The organism is Agromyces sp. NPDC058126 (assembly GCF_042884595.1).
Lineage (GTDB): Bacteria > Actinomycetota > Actinomycetes > Actinomycetales > Microbacteriaceae > Agromyces.
Genome location: NZ_JBHVTS010000005.1, coordinates 58,647 through 76,379, shown reverse-complemented (window position 1 = coordinate 76,379; position 17,733 = coordinate 58,647). Strand labels below are relative to the sequence as shown.

Here is a 17,733-nt window from a genome sequence, read left to right as displayed (position 1 = left end):
TCCGGTTCAGGCGTCGGTTCAGCCGGTCTGTCCGGCGCCCTCCGCCTGCGCCGCCTGCTCGGTCCGCCGCACCTCGTCCTCGAACTCGCGCACCGCGGCGCGGAGCGCGCGCTCGGCGTCGAGCCCCTGCGCGCGGGCGGAGGCCACGAGTGCGAACAGCTGCCGCCCGAGCTCCTCCTCGGTGGCGGGCGCGGTGACGCTCGACGGTTCGGCGGGCGTCGGCCACGGGGCATCCTGCGCGGTGACGCCGGCGTTCTCGGCCTTGCCCTGCACCTTGCGGGCGAGCGCGAGCGCCGGCATGCCGCGCGGCACCCCGTCGAGCACGCTCGTGCGGTGCGGCTTCTCGTCGGCCTTCAGGTCCTCCCAGAAGGCGACGACGTCGTCGGCGGTCTCGGCCTCGCGATCACCGAAGACGTGGGGATGCCGCGACACCATCTTGGCCGTCATGTGGCGGGCGACGTCGTCGATGTCGAAGCGCTCGTCGCCCGTATGCGCGGCGATGTCGGCGTGGAAGAGCACCTGGTAGAGCACGTCGCCGAGCTCCTCGAGCATCTCGGCGCGGTCGCCCGCCTCGATCGCGTCGATCAGCTCCCAGCACTCCTCGACGAGGTACTGCACGAGCGATTCGTGGGTCTGGTCGGCGTCCCACGGGCACCCGCCGGGGGCGCGCAGCAGGGCGACGGTGGCGACGAGTTCGTCGAGTCCGGGATGGGGTGCGCTCATACCGGCAGCCTAGGCGGCCGTCGCTCCGGCGTGCGCGGGTCGCGCCGAGCTCAGTGCACGAACGCGAGCAGCAGCCCGACGCCGATGAACAGCACGCCGAACGCCGTGTTCACGATGCGCTGCCCCCGCACCGAGCGGGTGAAGCGGCGCATGCCGTGCGCGGCGAGCGCGAAGAATCCCCACATCACGAGGACGTCGACGACGATGACCGTCGCCCCGACGACGAGGTACTGCGGCAGCAGCGGCTGGTCGGGCCGGATGAACTGCGGCAGGAAGGCGAGGAAGAACACGATCGCCTTCGGGTTCAGGAGGTTCACCCAGAGCCCCCTGCGGAACATCGACCAGCGCGACTCGGATGCGGCGAGCGGCGCCGTCGCCGAGACATCCGGCCCGTCGGCGTCGTCGTCGTCTGGCGCCTGCGGCTTCGCGATCAGCTGACGGATGCCGAGGTAGACGAGGTAGGCGGCTCCGGCGTAGCGGATCACCTCGAATGCGACGGGCGACTTCGCGACGAGGACGCCGACGCCCGCGGCGACGATGAGGATGTGCACGACGAGCGCGGCCTGCTGGCCGAGGATGCCCCAGATCGACCGGCGGAACCCGTGGCTCAGCGAGTTGCCCATCGTGTTGATCGCCCCCGCGCCCGGGGTGAAGCTGATCACGAAGCACGCGGCGAGGAGCGTCGCCCAGAGCGAGAGGGTCACCGGACAAGCGTAGGCGGGGCAACGGGGTGCTCCTGTCGCGCCGCCGTCCCGCCCGGCCCAGCGCGGCCTCGCCCGATAGACTCGATCGCGGAGTGCCGGGAAGTCTGGTCGGCCGGCGGGAGACCGTCGTCACCGTCCTTCCCGCGTCGCCTCACGGCTCCGGCCCTGCACGCGCACGCGACGTCCGAAACAGGAGTCCCATGAACTTCCTCCGCTCCGAGCGATGGGCCGCCGGCCTCCTGCTCATCGCGGCCGCCCTCGGCCTGCTCCTCGCGAACACGGCGGCCGGCCCCGCGCTGCTCGACGCCAAGAACGCGCACCTCGACCTCTCGTGGATCGGGCTCGACCTCTCGGTCGGCCACTGGATCAGCGACGGGCTGCTCGCGATCTTCTTCTTCATCGTCGCCGTCGAGCTCAAGCGCGAGCTCGTCATCGGCGAGCTCAACAGCCTCTCGAAGGCGCTCCTGCCGGCGATCGCCGCGGTCGGGGGCGTGATCGTGCCCGCCCTGATCTTCCTCGGGTTCACGGCGGGCACCCCGACCGTCGACGGCTGGCCCATCCCCACCGCGACCGACATCGCCTTCGCACTCGGCGTGCTCGCCGTGTTCGGCACGTGGATCCCGACGCGCGTGCGCGTGTTCCTGCTCGCCCTCGCGGTGCTCGACGACCTCATCGCGATCCTCATCATCGCGTTCTTCTTCACGAGCGACGCGAATCTCGCCTCGATCGGCTTCGCGGGCATCGCGATCGCACTGTTCGGCGCGGTCAGCCGCATCATGAAGCCGCGTTCGGCGTGGATCCTCGCCCGGCGCCCGCAATGGCCCATCGTGCTGCTGCTCGTCGTGCTCGGCGTGCTCACCTGGTACTTCGTCTACCGCTCGGGCGTGCACGCCACGATCGCCGGTGTCGCCCTCGGCCTCGTGATGTCGCGCCGCCCTGGCGGTCGCGCCGTGCACGCGCTCGAACCGTGGTCGAACGGCGTCATCCTTCCGCTGTTCGCGTTCTCCGCGGCGATGGTCGCCGTGCCGCAGGTGAGCCCGAGCGAGCTCGATCCCGCGTTCTGGGGCATCCTCGTGGGCCTCCCGGTCGGCAAGATCGTCGGCATCGTCATCGCCGGCGGCCTCGGCGGCCTCGTGGCCCGGCGCAGGTCGGGCACCCCGCTCACGCTGGGCGACCTGCTCGTCGTCGGCACGCTCGGCGGCATCGGCTTCACCGTGTCGCTGCTCATGAACGAGCTCGCGTTCGCCGCACTGCCCGGGGTCGCCGACGAGGGCACCCTCGCGGTGCTGCTCGGTTCGGGCATCGCGATCGTCGCCTCCGGCGTCGCGGTCGGCGTGCGCTCGGCGCAGTACAAGCGCAGCGGAGCGCAGGCCGGGCCCGGCGGGGCGTTCTCGCGATGAGCGGCAGTGAAGATGCAGGACCGGGCGAATCGGCCCGATCGACGAAGGACGATGGAGGATTTCGATGAGCGGCGCTGAGTTCGGCACCGACGGCCAGCGCGCCGCAGACCCGGCGAGCCTGCACCTGAGCGCCGAACTGCGACCGCGACGGCTTCGCGGCATCCGCAGGGCCGTGCACACGGCGCTGCTCCTCGCGGGCGAGGCGTTGAGCCTCGGCGGGCCCTCGGTCGCCGAACTGGTGGTCGTGCGCACCGGGACCGGGGCTCCGGTCATCCGAACCCCGGCCGGATCGCTCATGGAGGCCGACGAGCTCCTCCGGCAGATCCGCGCCGACCTCGATCGGTTGAGCGTCGAGGAGTTCCTCGCCGAGTGGGGGCACCTGAAGGCCTAGGCTCGGGTGCCCCGAGGCGACTCACACCGCAGGCGCCGCCATCGAGTCGCTCGGCTCGAAGATGTTCGTGACGAGCCGCGACACCCAGTCGATGAGTTCGGCGTCGGGCAGCATCTCGCCGCCCGGCATCGGGAACGGCACGAGGATGACGTCGTTCTGCGCGAAGTGCTTCGCCCCCTGGTACATGCGCTCGAGACGCACACGGCGCGAGTCGGGGATCTTCGCCGGTGCGATGCGCAGCTTCGACCCGGTCGCGAGCAGGTCGCTGAGCCCCGCGAGCTGGGCCTGCCGGCGCAGCCGCGAGATGGCGATGAGATGCTGCACCTGCTCGGGCGGGGTGCCGTAGCGGTCGACGAGCTCCTCGAGCACCGTGTCGATCTGGTCGTCCTTCGCGGCCGGGCCGCTCGCGGCCGAGAGCTTCTGGTACGCCTCGAGGCGCAGCCGCTCGCTGTCGACGTACTCCTCGGGGATGTGCGCATCCACGGGGAGTTCGAGACGCAGTTCGGTCTGGCCTTCGGCGACGTCGCCGCGGAACGCGGAGACGGCCTCGCCGATCATGCGCAGGTACAGGTCGAAGCCGACCCCCGCGATGTGCCCGGCCTGCTCGGCGCCGAGCAGGTTGCCGGCGCCGCGGATCTCGAGGTCTTTCAGGGCGACCTGCATGCCCGAGCCGAGCTCGTTGTTCGCGGCGATCGTCGAGAGCCGGTCGTGCGCGGTCTCGGTGAGCGGCTTCGCAGGGTCGTAGAGGAAGTACGCGTACGCCCGCTCGCGCCCTCGGCCGACTCGGCCGCGCAGCTGGTGCAGCTGGCTGAGGCCGTACTTGTCGGCCTTGTCGATGATGATCGTGTTCGCGTTCGAGATGTCGAGGCCGGTCTCGATGATGGTCGTCGAGACGAGCACGTCGAACTTGCGCTCCCAGAAGTCGTTCACGATCTGCTCGAGCACGTGCTCGTTGAGCTGGCCGTGCGCGACGGCGATGCGCGCCTCGGGCACCAGCTCGGCGAGCTGGGCCGCGACCCGGTTGATCGACGAGACGCGGTTGTGCACGAAGAAGACCTGCCCCTCGCGGAGCATCTCGCGGCGGATCGCCGCGCCCACCTGCTGCTCGGAGTAGGGCCCGACGAAGGTGAGGATGGGGTGGCGGTCTTCAGGCGGCGTCGCGAGGGTCGACATCTCGCGGATGCCGGTGACCGCCATCTCGAGGGTTCGCGGGATCGGCGTCGCGCTCATCGCGAGGATGTCGACGTTCGTCTTCAGCTTCTTGAGCGCGTCCTTGTGCTCGACGCCGAACCGCTGCTCCTCGTCGATGATCATGAGGCCGAGGTCTTTGAACTGGACCTTCTCGGTGAGGATGCGGTGGGTGCCGATGACCATGTCGACGGTGCCGTCGGCGAGGCCCGCGATGGTCTCGCGCACCTCCTTGTCGGTCTGGAACCGGCTGAGCGGCCGCACGCGCACCGGGAACCCGGCGAAGCGCTCGCTGAAGGTCTCGAGGTGCTGCTTCGCGAGGAGTGTCGTGGGCACGAGCATCGCGGCCTGCTTGCCGTCTTGGATCGCCTTGAACGCCGCGCGCACGGCGACCTCGGTCTTGCCGAAGCCGACGTCGCCGGCGAGGAGGCGGTCCATCGGGATGGGCCGCTCCATGTCGGCCTTCACCTCGTCGATCGTCTGCAGCTGGTCGTGCGTCTCGGTGAACGGGAACGCCTCTTCGAGCTCGTGCTGCCACGGGGTGTCGGGGCCGAAGGCGTGCCCCTTCGCCGCCATGCGCGCCGAGTACAGCTTCACGAGTTCGACGGCGATGTCGCGTACGGCCTTGCGGGCCTTGTTCTTCGCCTGCGACCAGTCGCTGCCGCCCATCTTCGAGAGCGCGGGCGCCTCGCCGCCGACGTAGCGCGAGAGCAGGTCGAGCTGGTCGGTCGGCACGAACAGGCGGTCGCCCGCCTGGCCGCGCTTGGAGGGCGCGTACTCGAGCACGAGGTACTCGCGCACCGAGGTGGGCTGCTGCTGGATGCCGGCGGTGCGGCTCGGGCCCTTCGGGCGGGTGCCGGTCGCCACCTCGCGCTGCACCATCTCGACGAACCTGCCGATGCCGTGGGTCTGATGCACCACGTGGTCGCCCGCCTTCAACTGCAGCGGGTCGACGACGTTGCGGCGGCGCGAGGCGAGCTTCTTGCCCTGCCTCGCGTCGTAGCCCGCGGCGCGGCCGTAGAACTCGGCCTCGGCGATGAGCCCGAGCTTCGCCTCGGGCACCTCGAAGCCGCGGGCCGCATCGGCGTGCACGAGGTACGCGACCCCGGGCTCGAACTCGCTCGGCGTCGCCTCGACGATGCGCGCGGCGAGGCCCGCCTCGGCGAGCACGTCGCGGGCGCGCTCGACGAGCCCCTGCCCGGCCGAGACCACGACGAGCGACCAGCCGTCGTTGAGGCGCCCGGCGACGTGGTCGACGGCGCCCTCCACGTTGCCCTGGAAGCTCGGCATCGCGTTCGCCGCGACGCGGCGGGTCGCGGCCGCCGCCTGCGCGGCCTGCTCGGCGGCATCGCCCCCGGCCGCGGCGACCACCTCGGCGGCGTCGCCGAGGTCGAAGCTCGAGAAGTTCCACCACACGCGGCGCGGGTCGGGCTCGCCCGGTGCGCTGTAGATGGCGGCGTCGCGCAGCGCCCGCACCGTGAGGAAGTCGCCCGCGGCGAGGTCGATCGGGGCCTCGGCACCATGGGTCGCGGCCATCCACGCGGCCGAGAGGAACTCGCGGTTCGTCTCGCCGAGGCTCACCGCGCGCCCCGAGACCCGCTCGGGTTCGAGCACGGCGAGCGCCGCGCCCTCGGGCAGATAGTGCGTGATCGGCACGAGCCGCTCGAGCAGGGCCGGGGCGAGCGACTCCATGCCCTCGACGGGGATGCCCTCGGCGATCTTCTCGAGCATCGCCGAGAGGCTCGGGAACTCGTGCACCATCTCGCTCGCCCGCTGCCGCACTGGCGCGGTCAGCAGCAGCTCGCGGCTCGGCGAGAGCACGACGCGTTCGACGGGCTCGGGCAGCGACCGCTGGTCGGCGACCGAGAACGCACGGAGCTCCTCGACCTCGTCGCCGAAGAACTCGACGCGCACCGGGTGGTCGGCGGTCGGCGGGAACACGTCGAGGATGCCGCCGCGCACCGCGAACTCGCCGCGCCGGGCGACCATGTCGACGCGGGCATACGCGAGGTCGACGAGCTCGACGGCGAGCTTGGAGAGCTCGTGCCCCCGGCCGCCCTGCACGAGCTCGATGGGGGCGCGATCGGCGAGGTTGTCGGCGAGCGGCTGGAGGGCGGCGCGCACCGACGCGACCACCACGAGGGGATGCGACGCCGACGACGCCGACCATTCGTGCATGCGGCGCAGGGCATGGAGCCTGCGGCCGACGGTCTCGGCGCTCGGCGAGAGACGTTCGTGCGGCAGCGTCTCCCATGCGGGGAACTCGAGGAGCTCGGCGTCGTCCGGCAGGTAGGGCGCGAGCGAGGCGCGCATCGCCTCGCCCTCGCGGCTCGTCGCGGTGATGACGAGGAGGGCCGGTGGCAGCCCCGCTTCGACCCGACGGGCGAGGAGCCCGGCAAGCAACGGCGCATCGAGACCCGCCGGAGCCGAGAAATCGGCGTTCCGCAGGGCCTCCGAGAGGGCGCCGTCGATCGTGGAGGCGCGCGAAAGCGCCGTGTTCAGACCCTGCAGACTCACCCGACGAGTCTACGCGCGCCCTCCGACACCGCCGGCGGCCTGGATGGCGCTCTCCGACACGACGGCCTGCGACAGGCGCCGTCGGCGGCGCCGGATACGATTGGCGCGGCTCGACGGAAGGACCCCGCATGATCATCGCCGCTGCAGACGGCTCGGCCCTCGGCAACCCCGGCCCGGCCGGCTGGGCCTGGTACGTCGATGACGACCGCTGGGCGGCCGGCGGGTGGAAGCACAGCACCAACAACGTGGGCGAGCTCACGGCCGTGCTCGAACTGTTCCGCGCCACCGCCCACCTCGACGACGAACTGCTCGTCCAGTGCGACAGCCAGTACGTCATCAACTCGGTGACGAAGTGGATGCCCGGGTGGAAGCGGAAGGGCTGGCGCAAGGCCGACGGCAAGCCCGTCATGAACGTCGAGATCTTGCAGGAGATCGACGCCGAACTCGTCGGTCGACGCTACCGCTTCGAATGGGTGAAGGGTCACGTGGGCCACCCGATGAACGAGGCCGCCGATCAGCGGGCCCGCGCCGCTGCCGAGGCATTCCGCAGCGGGCTGCCGGTTCCCACGGGGCCGGGGTGGCCGGGCGGCGCCGACCACGAGGGCGGCGACACCGAGCCGACGGGCGACGCCGCGGCATCCGTGATCGAACCCGACGACGACCGCGACGCCGACGAGGTGCCCGCAACGCTCTTCGACCTCGACGAGGCGCCCGACGCCTGGCAGACACTCACCGTCGAGCTCTCGACCGAAGAGCACGAGCGGCTCGTGCAGCGCGCCCGTGCCGCGGGCCTCTCGCCCGAGGAGTTCCTCCGCGGCCTCATCTGAGCTCGCGGGGCCGCCGGCTCAGGCCGGTGAGTGGAATCGCTGCTGCGCCGCGAGCAGCCCGTCGGAGGCGACCGCCTCGACCGCGTCGGCCGCGTCGCCGAGCAGGATCGCGAGGTTCTGGCGCTCGGTGCCCGAGAAGTCCTTGAGAACGAAGTCGGCCGGGTCCTGCCGGCCGGGCGGGCGGCCGACGCCGACGCGCACCCGCACGTAGTCGGGGCCGAGCGCCTTCGAGATGTCGCGCAGGCCGTTGTGCCCGCCGTGTCCGCCGCCCTGCTTGAGCTTCACGGTGTCGAAGGGCAGGTCGAGCTCGTCGTGCACGACGATGAGGCGCTCGGGTTCGATGCCGTAGAACTTCACGAGCGCCGAGACCGGGCCGCCCGAGGTGTTCATGTACGAGTTCGGCTTCGCGATGACGAGCTTCGGGCCGCCGGGGCGAAGGAAGCCCTCGGCGACGCGCGAGGGCGTCTTGTGGCTCTTGAAGCTCGCGCCGATGCGCGAGGCGAGCTCGTCGGCGACCATCTGGCCGACGTTGTGGCGGTTGCCGGCATACTGCGCCCCGGGGTTGCCGAGGCCGACGACGAGCCAGGTGTTCGCGGCCACGATGGGGTCCTTCCGGGAGCGAAAGCGGTCGAGGAGTCCGATGATCGTCTCCGTTCGCGAGGTTCGAGGGGTGGGTGCCGGTGACAGCACGAGGGCCTGCGGCCCGCTCCGAGCGTACCCGGAGCGGCGCCGCAGGCCCCTGTGAAGCGGTGCGCCTTACTCGGCCGACTCGGCCGCGGCCTCCTCGACGGCTTCGCCCTCGGCGGCCTCGCCCTCGGCAGCCTCGGCGGCCTCTTCGCCGAGGTCGACCTTCTGCGGGGTGTGCACGTTCACGACGAGCGCGTCACCGTCGGTGATGAGCGTCGCGCCCTTGGGCAGCTCGACGTCCTTGGCGTGGATCTGGGTGCCCTCTTCGAGGCCCTCGACCGACACGACCACGTTCTCGGGGATGTGGGTCGCCTCGACCTCGAGGAGCAGCGTGTGCGAGTCGAGGTCGGCGATGGTGCCGGCGGCGGGCTCGCCCTCGAGGTGCACGGGGACCTCGACCTGGACCTTCTCGCCCTTCTTGATGACGATGAGGTCGAGGTGCTCGATGATCTGGTGCACCGGGTCCTTCTGGACGTCCTTGACGAGCGCGAGCTGGCTCTTTCCGGCGATCTGCAGGTCGAGCACGGCGTTCGCCTTGCGGATGAGCAGGCCGACCTGGTGGGCCGGGAGGGTGACGTGCTGCGGCTCGGTGCCGTGGCCGTAGACCACTGCGGGGATCTTGCCGGCGGCGCGGATCTTGCGGGCCGCACCCTTGCCGAAGCTCTCGCGGGCTTCTGCGATGACCTTGTTGTCGTCGTCCATGATGATTCTCCTTGCGGGCGCACGGCCCAGATCGTGTGTCTGTCGTTTCGACTCGAACGCGCGCAGTGGCCTGCGCAGAGCGTGAGGAAAAGCCGTGGAGCCTGCTCCTACCGCGTCGATCACGGATGCCTCGCCGACCGTTCGCACGGGCGGGCGGGCGTCCCTCGCCGAAGTCCAATCGCCCATTCTACCCGAAGGCGGCCGTCCTGCCGATTCGAGCGGCCCTGGCACTCAGGCGCGGCCCGACAGGCCCAGCGCGGCGCGCACGTCCTCGACGAGCTCGGCGGGGCTCCGGCGCACGTCGACCACGATGCCGCGCTCGTCGTCGCCGAGCGGCTCGAGCGCCTCGAGCTGCGAGGCGAGCAAGCTCGCCGGCATGAACTCGTGCGCACGGTCGCGCTGGCGTTCGGCGATGAGCTCGGCATGGCCGGCGAGGTGCACGAACACGGTGCCGGGCGCGTGCGCCACGAGCTGCTCGCGATAGCGCCGCCGGAGCGCCGAGCACGCGACGACGATCGGGGTCCCCGCGTCGAGCTCGGCGCCGATGCGCACGGCGATGCGCTCGAGCCACGGCACGCGATCCTCGTCGTTGAGCGGGCGCCCCTCGGCCATCTTCCGCTTGTTGGCGGGCGGGTGCAGGTCGTCGCCATCGACGAACGGCACGCCGAAGGCCGCGGCGAGCGCGGCGCCGACGGTCGACTTGCCCGAGCCGGAGACGCCCATCACGACGAGCGGGGTGCGCAGGACCTCTGACACGGCATCCTCCTCGGGCTCCTCGCCGGCTCCGACCGGCCGACTCCCGGCGCGCATGACGGTGCGCGGGATCGCGACTGCGAAGCTACCGCAGACCGGGCGCCGGGGCGAGCGATCCGCACCGGCTCACTGCAACACCGTGCAACCGTGAGGCCCGCTCACAGTACGCTGGGATCGACCCCACCCTTTCTTCGAGGAGAGCTACGTGCCTGTCACCCCTTCAGCAAACATCGGCGTCGTCGGCCTCGCGGTCATGGGCTCGAACCTCGCCCGCAACCTGGCGAGCCGCGAAGGCAACACCGTCGCCGTGTTCAACCGCTCCCCCGAGCGCACCCGCACCCTCGTCGAGGAGCACCCCGAGGCCGGGTTCGTCGCGAGCGAGTCGTACGACGACTTCGTCGCCTCGCTCCAGAAGCCGCGCACCGCGATCATCATGGTGCAGGCGGGCCGCGGCACCGACGCCGTCATCTCCGAGCTGGCGAGCCGCTTCGAGCCGGGCGACATCATCGTCGACGGCGGCAACGCGAACTTCCACGACACGATCCGCCGCGAGGGCGAGATCTCGCCCACCGGCATCCACTTCGTCGGCACCGGCATCTCGGGCGGCGAGGAGGGCGCGCTCAACGGCCCCTCGATCATGCCCGGCGGCTCGGCCGAGTCGTACGAGACCCTCGGCCCGATCCTCGCCTCGATCGCCGCGGTCGCGGAGGGCGAGCCCTGCGTGACCCACGTCGGCACCGACGGTGCCGGTCACTTCGTCAAGATGGTGCACAACGGCATCGAGTACGCCGACATGCAGCTCATCGCCGAGGCCTACGACCTCATCCGCCAGGGCACCGGCAAGAGCCCGGCCGAGATCGCCGAGATCTTCGCCGAGTGGAACACCGGCGAGCTCGAGAGCTACCTCATCGAGATCACCGCCGAGGTGCTCCGCCAGGTGGATGCCTCGACCGGCCTCCCGCTCGTCGACGTCATCCTCGACGAGGCGGGCGCCAAGGGCACCGGCGCGTGGACGGTACAGAACGCGCTCGACCTCGGCGTCCCCGTGTCGGGCATCGCCGAAGCCGTGTTCGCCCGGAGCCTGTCGTCGAAGCGCGCCCAGCGCGAGGCATCCGCGACCCTGCCGGGCCCCGACGGCGAGTTCGCCGTCGCCGACGCCGACGCCTTCATCGAGGACGTCCGCCAGGCCCTCTACGCCTCGAAGATCATCGCCTACTCGCAGGGCTTCGACGAGATCATCGCGGGCGCCGAGCAGTTCGGCTGGGACGTCAAGAAGGGCGACATCGCGAAGATCTGGCGAGCCGGATGCATCATCCGCGCCCGCTTCCTCAACCGCATCGCGGACGCCTACGCCGAGGACCCCGAGCTCGTGGCCCTCGTGGTCGCGCCGTACTTCCGCGACGCGGTCACCGGCGCCCAGGCGGCCTGGCGCCGCGTGGTCGTCGCGGCGGCGCAGTCGGGCATCCCGACGCCGGCGTTCAGCTCGTCGCTCGCGTACTACGACGGCCTGCGCGCGCCGCGCCTGCCCGCGGCCCTCGTGCAGGGCCAGCGCGACTTCTTCGGCGCGCACACCTACAAGCGCGTCGACAAGGCGGGTGTGTTCCACACCCTGTGGTCGGGCGACCGCAGCGAGATCGAGACGACGCCCTCGTCGCACTGATCCCCCACCCGTCCGCTTCGCCGGACGGGTGACCACCACGTGCCGGGCCCGGTGCGGCCGAGCGCCGCACCGGGCCCGCGCCCGTTAGGCTCACGGAGGAGGTGCCGATGGTCGAGCCGAAATGGCGGAGCGAGGGCGACGACCCCGACTACCGCTTCACCCTGGCGAACGAGCGAACCTTCCTCGCCTGGATCCGCACGGCGCTCGCGCTGATCGCCGGCGGCGTGCTGCTGCACGAGTTCGCGGCGGCGATCGGCCCGCGCGTCATGGTGACGATCCTCGCCGTCGGGCTCGGGCTCGCGGCGGCGGCCCTCGCCCTCCTGTCGTACCTGCGCTGGCGCAGCAACGAGATCGCGATGCGCCACGGCCGCCGGCTCGCCTTCAGCTGGGCCCTGCCCGTGCTCGCGGCGGTGTGCCTCGTGACGGCGGTCGTGCTCACGGTGTTCCTGGCCCTGCCATGAGCCTGCCGATCGCCCGCGACCCGGGCCTCCAGCCCGAACGAACCGCCCTGTCGTGGACGCGCACCGCCCTCGTCGTCGCCGTGAACGCGCTGCTCGCACTCCGCACCGGCCTCCTCCACGGCGAGGCGTGGCTCGTCGCCGCGGGCGTCGTGCTCGTCGCGGCCGCCTCCGCCGTCGCGGCCGTCGGCAGCCTGCGCCGCCGGCAGCTCGAAGCGGGCCGCTACGCCCCGCACCCGCTCCTCGTGCTCGCGGTCGCGGCGGCGACGGTCGCCTCGGCCGCCGCCGGCATCGCGTCGATCCTCATCAGCGAGCCGCAGCGATGACCGACGAGCGCCCCGAGCACGACGACGCGCGGCACGACGACGACCGCCCGGTCTACGGCGAACGTCGCCGACGGGTGCTCCGCATCACCGTGCTCGTCGCGCTGGCCGCCCTCGTGCTGCCGCTCGTGCTCTCGGTCGCCGGTCAGGCCCAGTCGGCGGCGGCGCGTGCGTGCGCCGTCTACGTCGACCGGTACGACTACGACGCCGTCGGCTCGCGCGTCGCGCTCGACCTCTTCGCCGACGGCGGCCCCGGATGGATGTGCTCCGCGGTGTCGGAGGGCGGGGTCGCGACCCCGCTCGCGAACCTCGGGCTCCTGCCGAGCGCGCCGCGCCCGGTGGACCCCGAGGAGCGCCCGGCCTAACCCGATCGCTCGGTTCGGCCGATCATCTCGGCACCGGGGAACCGGCGTCGGGCGCGCCGTCGACGACGTGATCGTTGCCGGCCGTACCCAGGTCGCCCGGGCCATCGGCGAACGCGGCCGGCGCCACGGGCTCACCGGGATTGCGCAGGAAGACGATCACCCAGCTGAACACGAGCACCGCGACGACCAGTTCGACGGCCGTCAGGTTGTAGTAGCCCGAGATGAAGAAGACCGCCATCACGACGATCACGCCGATGTAGACGTAGCCGAGCAGGAGGAACACGCGCGGCGTCGTCGGGATGAACCGGCGGAGCGAGAGCACGAGCACGGTGTAGACGATCGCCATGCCGGTCGCCGCGACGTTGTGCGCCGTCAGGAACTCGTCGACCGGGAACACCCCGACGCAGGCGAGCAGCACCCCGATGACGGCGAGGAACACCGCGACGGTCCTCCGGCCCTTCGCCTCCTCAGGGGTCGACGCCGGCACCCCGGACACGGCGTAGTGGGCGATCGTGGTCACGAGGACGCCGGCGATGATGAGCGTGAGGTTGAACGCGAGCGCCGAGATGTCGTCGGTCATGCCGAGCGAGCTCAGGTTCTTCTGCCACCAGTGCGGATCGGAGGCGCTGAGCATGCTCGCGAGCGCGCCGACCACGAGGAACACCGCGAGCACGAGCGACAGCACCATCGGGCTGAGGTGCACCGAGGAGAGGAACACGGCGTACGCCGTGATCGCCGTCGCGACCGCGGTCAGCGCCGCCGCGGGCACCGCGAAGACGACCGCGTCGACGAAGCTCAGGCTGAGCACGGCCGCGAGCCCGATCCAGCCGAGCAGCGCGATGACCTCGTGCGCGACGGCGAGGGCGGCGATGTCGTACCACCGCAACCGACCGTGCGGCGGCACGACCGCCCCGTCGGGCGCGAGCGGCGTCTCCGCGGAGCCGCGGGTGGCCACCACCCGGCGGCCGACGACGAAGACGACGAGGGCGACGACGGCCGAGGTGATGCCGATCATCTGGCCGAGCGACCCGTCGCCCGAGATCGGGAGCTCGCGCCCCCAGTAGATCAGCAACGACAGCGGTGCCGCGACCACGAACACCGCGGCGCCGACGAGCAGCGCAGCCGACTCGAGCGACTGCGCGTTCGCTGCCGGGTGACGAAGCAGCTTGGTGATCGACGTCGACATGGCACTCCCCGTGTCCGCGTCGTGGTCGGTGCGATCCAGGCGTCCGTGCCCCGACATCCATCGGGCCGCTCGGCCCTTGAGCCGCAACCTAGCACCACGCGTGGCTCGGGGCCAGCATCCCCGTTCGGGGCGTCGTGCACGGGGCTCGACCGAGCCCGCCCTCCGAACTATCTTGATATCGAGAGAGTTCGGAGGCTCGCATGCTGCATCACGTCCAACTCGCCTGCCCGCCCGGCAGCGAGGCCGCGCTCCGCGACTTCTACGCCGGAGTGCTCGGCTTCGCGGAGCTCGAGAAGCCGCCGGCGCTCGCGGCGCGAGGCGGCTGCTGGTTCCGCGGCCACGGCATCGAGCTGCACCTCGGCGTCGAACCGGAGTTCGCCCCGGCGAAGAAGGCGCATCCGGGCCTCCTGGTCGCGGGGCTCGACGCGTGGGCCGATCGTCTCCGCGACGCAGGCTACCCCGTGCACTTCGACGACGGATTCCCGGGGATGCGCCGCTTCTACAGCGAGGACTGCCACGGCAATCGGCTCGAGTTCCTCGAACCGATCGCGTGAGGCACCGGCGCGCCGCGGTTCACCCGGCGTCGGGCTCGTCGGGGAACACCCGCTTGTACTTGCGCCCGTCGGGGAGCTCGACGGTCTCGGCGCGCAGGATGCCGCGGGTGACCCGCTGGTAGATCGCCTGCGCCGTGACGCCGTACCTCGCCGCGGCCTCGGCGACGGAGAGCCCCGGCAGTTCGGTCGGCACGCTCGATGGCCGCTCGCGCTTGCGCTTGCGGCTCGCCTCCTGGCGTGCCGAGATCGTCTCGTCGTCGCCCGCCCAGCGGTACTTCGCCGCCGAGGCGCTGAGTCCCGCGGCCTCGGCGATCTCGTCCCAGCCGATCTCGGCGGCGACCGCCTCGCGCACGGCGGCGAGCACCGCCGGGTCGGCTTCGAGGGCGGCCACGAGCGAACGGATGCCGCCGAGCCGCTCGAGCGGTGAGGCATCCTCGCCGTCGGGCCCGGCCGCCCCGTCGAGGGCGTCGAGCGCGACGAGCTCGGCGAGCGCCCGCGCGGTCTCGGCGGAGAGGAACGACACGGCGCCGCCCCCGCTCAGCCGTTCAGCAGGCTGTTGCGCACTTCGCGGCGCAGCACCTTGCCGATGAGCGATCGAGGCAGGTCGTCGGCCGGCAGGATGCGCTTGGGCACCTTGTACGGCGTCAGGCCGTCGCGCACGAAGTCGCGGATCGACTTCTCGTCGAACTGCGCCCCCTCGGCGAGCACGACCACCGCGACGACCTCTTCACCGGAGTGCTCGTCGGGGAGGCCCACGACGGCCGCGTCCTCGACGTCGGGGTGCGCACGCAGCGCCTCCTCGACCTCGCTCGGCGCGACGTTGAAGCCGCCCGTGATGATCAGCTCCTTGATGCGGTCGACGATGCGCACGAAGCCCTCGTCGTCGATCGAGACGATGTCGCCCGTGCGGAACCAGGGCGCCCCGCCCTCGGGGTCGGCGACGAAGACGGCCTCGGTCTCCTCGGGCTTCTGCCAGTAGCCCGAGAACACCTGCGGGCCGCGCACGATCAGCTCGCCCTCGGTACCGGGCGCGACATCGTTCGACGGCTGCTCGGGGTCGACGACCCGGCATTCGGTCGACGGCAGCGGGAGGCCGACGGTGCCCGCCTTGCGGTTCGGCGCGACGGGGTTCGCCATGAGCACGGGCGAGCACTCGCTGAGGCCGTAGCCCTCGACGAGATACCCGCCGGTCGCGGCCTCCCAGGGCTCGACGACCTCGGCCGACAGGGGCATCGCCCCCGAGATGGCGATCTGGATGCCCTGGAGCGAGACGCCCTCGGCAGCCGCGGCCTTCGTGAGCCGGTCGTAGATCGGCGGCACCGCAGGCAGGAAGGTCGCGGGATGCTTCTTCACGACCTTCAGCACGAGCTCGGGGTCGAACTTCGGGAACAGCACGAGGCGTGCGCCCATGCTCATCGCGAAGGTGAGGCAGAGTGTCAGCCCGTAGGCGTGGAACATCGGCAGTACCGCGTATACGACGGCGGTGCCGCGCGGCACGTCGGGCACCCATGCCCGTGACTGCGCCGCGTTCACCAGCAGGTTCGCGTGCGTCAGCGTCGCGCCCTTCGGGCTGCCCGTGGTGCCGCTCGTGTACTGGATGAGCGCCACGTCGGCGACCGTCGGCGCGATGATGTGCGGGTCGATCGGCGCCGAGGAGGTGAGCTCCTCCCAGCGCACGGTGCCGCGCACCTTCGTCGTGAGCGCGGCCCGCGACTCGCGCGCCTTCGCGACCGGCAGGCGGAGCAGCGCGCGCGTGAGGAACGGCATCGCCCGGGTCACGTCGACCGAGACCAGGTGCGCGACCTGCACGTCGGAGGGGAACGCCTGGATCGTCTCGACGACCTTGTCCCAGGCGATCACGACGCGGGCGCCGTGGTCCTCGAACTGGTGGCGGAGCTCGCGCGGCGTGTACAGCGGGTTGTGCTCGACGACGATCGCGCCGAGCCGCAGCACCGCGTAGAACGCGACGATGTGCTGCGGGCAGTTCGGCAGCACGAGGGCGACCGGGTCGCCCTTCTGGACGCCGAGCAGGCGCAGCCCCTCGGCGGCGCGCTCGATCTGCTCGCCGAGCTCGCGGTAGCTCATCGTGCGCTCGAAGAACTCGAGTGCGACGTTGTCGGGATACTGCTCGACCGAGCCGCGGATGAGGTCGTAGAGCGAGCCCTCGGGCTCGTCGATGTCGTCGGGGACTCCCGCCGCATAGCTCGCGAGCCAGGGACGGGGCGTCGTGATCGCCATCAGCGGGGCCTACGCCTCACCGTTGAACATGCTCGTCACCGAGCCGTCCTCGAAGACCTCGCGGATCGCGCGACCGAGCAGCGGGGCGATCGGGAGGATCGTGAGCCCGTCCCACAGCTTCTCGGGCGGCAGCGGGACCGTGTCGGTCACCACGACCTGGTCGATCGACGGATCCTGGAGGCGCTCGGCCGCCGGGTCGCTGAAGATCGGGTGGGTCGCCGCCACGATGACCCGCTCGGCACCGTTCGCCTTGAGGGCCTGCGCCGCCTTCACGATCGTGCCGCCGGTGTCGATCATGTCGTCGACGAGCAGGCACACCCGGCCGGCGACGTTGCCGACGATCTCGTGCACGGTGACCTGGTTCGCGACCTTCGGGTCGCGACGCTTGTGGATGATCGCGAGCGGCGCGCCGAGGTCGTCGGCCCAGGTGTCGGCGACGCGGACGCGACCCATGTCGGGCGAGACGACCGTGAGCTTCGCGCGGTCGTCGGTCGACAGGTTCTCCTCGAAGTGGCGCAGCAGCACGGGCTTCGCGAAGAGGTGGTCGACGGGACCGTCGAAGAAGCCCTGGATCTGTGCGGCGTGCAGGTCGACGCTCATGATGCGGTCGGCGCCGGCCGTCTTCAGCAGGTCGGCGACGAGGCGGGCCGAGATGGGCTCGCGACCGCGGCCCTTCTTGTCTTGCCGGGAGTACGGGAAGTAGGGGGCGACGACGGTGACGCGCTTCGCCGAGGCGCGCTTGAGCGCGTCGAGCATGATGAGCAGCTCCATGAGCCACTCGTTGACGGGCGGGCCGAACGACTGCACGACGAACACATCGCAGCCGCGCACCGAGACCTCGAACCGGGTGTAGATCTCACCGCTCGCGAAGGTGCGGTGCTCGGTCGGCGCGAGCTCGGTGCCGAGGACCGCGGCGACCTGCCCCGCGAGCGCCGGATCGCTGCGACCCGTGACGACCACGAGACGCTTCTTGGTCTTGGCCTGCAGGCCGGGTGCGATGTTGTTCTCCAGGTCGAGATCGACGACCTTCTTCTTGCGCCCCATGGTTCGCCTTCTG

At 71.5% G+C, this 17,733-nt stretch carries 18 protein-coding genes; 8 read left to right on the top strand and 10 right to left on the bottom strand.

Annotated elements, in window-relative coordinates:
- Window positions 1-18 precede the first annotated feature (18 nt).
- Complete coding sequence (locus ACFVTR_RS15280) at window positions 19-723, bottom strand: YabN family protein (RefSeq protein WP_387038649.1); 705 nt, start codon at window positions 721-723, stop codon at window positions 19-21.
- A 50-nt stretch (window positions 724-773) separates the two neighbouring features.
- A complete protein-coding gene (locus ACFVTR_RS15275; RefSeq protein ID WP_387038647.1) occupies window positions 774-1,427 on the bottom strand; it encodes a LysE family transporter in 654 nt (217 codons plus the stop codon).
- Window positions 1,428-1,627: 200 nt separating this feature from the next.
- Between ACFVTR_RS15275 and ACFVTR_RS15270 the strand changes: the two genes are divergently transcribed.
- Complete coding sequence (locus ACFVTR_RS15270) at window positions 1,628-2,827, top strand: Na+/H+ antiporter NhaA (protein ID WP_387038645.1); 1,200 nt, start codon at window positions 1,628-1,630, stop codon at window positions 2,825-2,827.
- A gap of 64 nt (window positions 2,828-2,891) precedes the next feature.
- Complete coding sequence (locus ACFVTR_RS15265) at window positions 2,892-3,218, top strand: hypothetical protein (protein ID WP_387038643.1); 327 nt, start codon at window positions 2,892-2,894, stop codon at window positions 3,216-3,218.
- Window positions 3,219-3,239: 21 nt separating this feature from the next.
- On the opposite strand, the gene mfd is transcribed toward ACFVTR_RS15265, so the two are convergent.
- Window positions 3,240-6,923, bottom strand: a complete 3,684-nt coding sequence (mfd, locus tag ACFVTR_RS15260) for a transcription-repair coupling factor (RefSeq protein ID WP_387038642.1) — start codon at window positions 6,921-6,923, stop codon at window positions 3,240-3,242.
- A 128-nt stretch (window positions 6,924-7,051) separates the two neighbouring features.
- On the opposite strand from mfd, the gene ACFVTR_RS15255 reads away from it, so the two are divergent.
- Window positions 7,052-7,750 carry an RNase H family protein gene (locus ACFVTR_RS15255; RefSeq protein WP_387038640.1) on the top strand — a complete coding sequence of 233 codons (699 nt, stop codon included), beginning with the start codon at window positions 7,052-7,054 and terminating at the stop codon, window positions 7,748-7,750.
- Between the two features lie 18 nt (window positions 7,751-7,768).
- On the opposite strand, the gene pth is transcribed toward ACFVTR_RS15255, so the two are convergent.
- The 3 genes from pth to ACFVTR_RS15240 form a co-directional block, all read right to left on the bottom strand.
- On the bottom strand, window positions 7,769-8,350 hold the full coding sequence (gene pth / locus ACFVTR_RS15250) for an aminoacyl-tRNA hydrolase (RefSeq protein ID WP_387038638.1): 582 nt from the start codon (window positions 8,348-8,350) through the stop codon (window positions 7,769-7,771).
- A 156-nt stretch (window positions 8,351-8,506) separates the two neighbouring features.
- Entirely contained in the window at window positions 8,507-9,139 is a 633-nt protein-coding gene (locus ACFVTR_RS15245; protein WP_387038636.1) for a 50S ribosomal protein L25/general stress protein Ctc, read from the bottom strand.
- A 231-nt stretch (window positions 9,140-9,370) separates the two neighbouring features.
- A complete protein-coding gene (locus tag ACFVTR_RS15240) occupies window positions 9,371-9,895 on the bottom strand; it encodes a gluconokinase (RefSeq protein WP_387038635.1) in 525 nt (174 codons plus the stop codon).
- A gap of 202 nt (window positions 9,896-10,097) precedes the next feature.
- On the opposite strand from ACFVTR_RS15240, the gene gndA reads away from it, so the two are divergent.
- From gndA to ACFVTR_RS15220, 4 genes are all read left to right on the top strand, one after another.
- Window positions 10,098-11,552, top strand: coding sequence for an NADP-dependent phosphogluconate dehydrogenase (gene gndA, locus ACFVTR_RS15235; RefSeq protein WP_387038633.1), 1,455 nt, complete (start codon window positions 10,098-10,100; stop codon window positions 11,550-11,552).
- A gap of 107 nt (window positions 11,553-11,659) precedes the next feature.
- The gene (locus ACFVTR_RS15230) at window positions 11,660-12,013 is read left to right on the top strand and encodes a YidH family protein (RefSeq protein ID WP_376947215.1); all 354 of its coding nucleotides are present in this window, start codon (window positions 11,660-11,662) and stop codon (window positions 12,011-12,013) included.
- Window positions 12,010-12,336 (top strand): DUF202 domain-containing protein, encoded by a 327-nt coding sequence (locus tag ACFVTR_RS15225; RefSeq protein ID WP_387038632.1) that lies wholly within the window; start codon window positions 12,010-12,012, stop codon window positions 12,334-12,336. Before ACFVTR_RS15230 ends, ACFVTR_RS15225 begins: the two co-directional genes overlap by 4 nt.
- A complete protein-coding gene (locus tag ACFVTR_RS15220) occupies window positions 12,333-12,698 on the top strand; it encodes a hypothetical protein (RefSeq protein WP_387038630.1) in 366 nt (121 codons plus the stop codon). The genes ACFVTR_RS15225 and ACFVTR_RS15220 overlap by 4 nt, the downstream gene beginning before the upstream one ends.
- A gap of 22 nt (window positions 12,699-12,720) precedes the next feature.
- Here ACFVTR_RS15220 and ACFVTR_RS15215 read toward each other — a convergent pair whose 3' ends face one another.
- Window positions 12,721-13,884: a DUF998 domain-containing protein gene (locus ACFVTR_RS15215; protein WP_387038628.1), complete on the bottom strand. Its 1,164-nt coding sequence runs from the start codon at window positions 13,882-13,884 to the stop codon at window positions 12,721-12,723.
- A 200-nt stretch (window positions 13,885-14,084) separates the two neighbouring features.
- Between ACFVTR_RS15215 and ACFVTR_RS15210 the strand changes: the two genes are divergently transcribed.
- The gene (locus tag ACFVTR_RS15210) at window positions 14,085-14,438 is read left to right on the top strand and encodes a VOC family protein (RefSeq protein ID WP_387038626.1); all 354 of its coding nucleotides are present in this window, start codon (window positions 14,085-14,087) and stop codon (window positions 14,436-14,438) included.
- Window positions 14,439-14,457: 19 nt separating this feature from the next.
- Here the strand turns inward: ACFVTR_RS15210 and ACFVTR_RS15205 are convergent, their stop codons facing one another.
- Genes ACFVTR_RS15205 through ACFVTR_RS15195 form a run of 3 tightly spaced genes read right to left on the bottom strand, consistent with a single transcriptional unit; the run spans window position 14,458 to window position 17,720 of the window.
- Window positions 14,458-14,961, bottom strand: a complete 504-nt coding sequence (locus ACFVTR_RS15205) for a hypothetical protein (RefSeq protein ID WP_387038624.1) — start codon at window positions 14,959-14,961, stop codon at window positions 14,458-14,460.
- 14 nt (window positions 14,962-14,975) lie between these two features.
- Window positions 14,976-16,676 carry a long-chain-fatty-acid--CoA ligase gene (locus ACFVTR_RS15200; protein ID WP_387038622.1) on the bottom strand — a complete coding sequence of 567 codons (1,701 nt, stop codon included), beginning with the start codon at window positions 16,674-16,676 and terminating at the stop codon, window positions 14,976-14,978.
- 9 nt (window positions 16,677-16,685) lie between these two features.
- Window positions 16,686-17,720: a ribose-phosphate diphosphokinase gene (locus tag ACFVTR_RS15195; RefSeq protein ID WP_387038620.1), complete on the bottom strand. Its 1,035-nt coding sequence runs from the start codon at window positions 17,718-17,720 to the stop codon at window positions 16,686-16,688.
- Window positions 17,721-17,733: the final 13 nt, after the last annotated feature.

Coding starts and splice junctions, on each gene's coding strand:
- ACFVTR_RS15195 (WP_387038620.1), bottom strand. CDS start 17,720: ATGGGGCGCAAGAAGAAGGTCGTCGATCTCGACCTGGAGAACAACATC.
- ACFVTR_RS15255 (WP_387038640.1), top strand. CDS start 7,052: ATGATCATCGCCGCTGCAGACGGCTCGGCCCTCGGCAACCCCGGCCCG.
- ACFVTR_RS15200 (WP_387038622.1), bottom strand. CDS start 16,676: ATGGCGATCACGACGCCCCGTCCCTGGCTCGCGAGCTATGCGGCGGGA.
- ACFVTR_RS15270 (WP_387038645.1), top strand. CDS start 1,628: ATGAACTTCCTCCGCTCCGAGCGATGGGCCGCCGGCCTCCTGCTCATC.
- ACFVTR_RS15230 (WP_376947215.1), top strand. CDS start 11,660: ATGGTCGAGCCGAAATGGCGGAGCGAGGGCGACGACCCCGACTACCGC.
- ACFVTR_RS15225 (WP_387038632.1), top strand. CDS start 12,010: ATGAGCCTGCCGATCGCCCGCGACCCGGGCCTCCAGCCCGAACGAACC.
- ACFVTR_RS15265 (WP_387038643.1), top strand. CDS start 2,892: ATGAGCGGCGCTGAGTTCGGCACCGACGGCCAGCGCGCCGCAGACCCG.
- ACFVTR_RS15220 (WP_387038630.1), top strand. CDS start 12,333: ATGACCGACGAGCGCCCCGAGCACGACGACGCGCGGCACGACGACGAC.
- ACFVTR_RS15215 (WP_387038628.1), bottom strand. CDS start 13,884: ATGTCGACGTCGATCACCAAGCTGCTTCGTCACCCGGCAGCGAACGCG.
- ACFVTR_RS15245 (WP_387038636.1), bottom strand. CDS start 9,139: ATGGACGACGACAACAAGGTCATCGCAGAAGCCCGCGAGAGCTTCGGC.
- ACFVTR_RS15210 (WP_387038626.1), top strand. CDS start 14,085: ATGCTGCATCACGTCCAACTCGCCTGCCCGCCCGGCAGCGAGGCCGCG.
- ACFVTR_RS15280 (WP_387038649.1), bottom strand. CDS start 723: ATGAGCGCACCCCATCCCGGACTCGACGAACTCGTCGCCACCGTCGCC.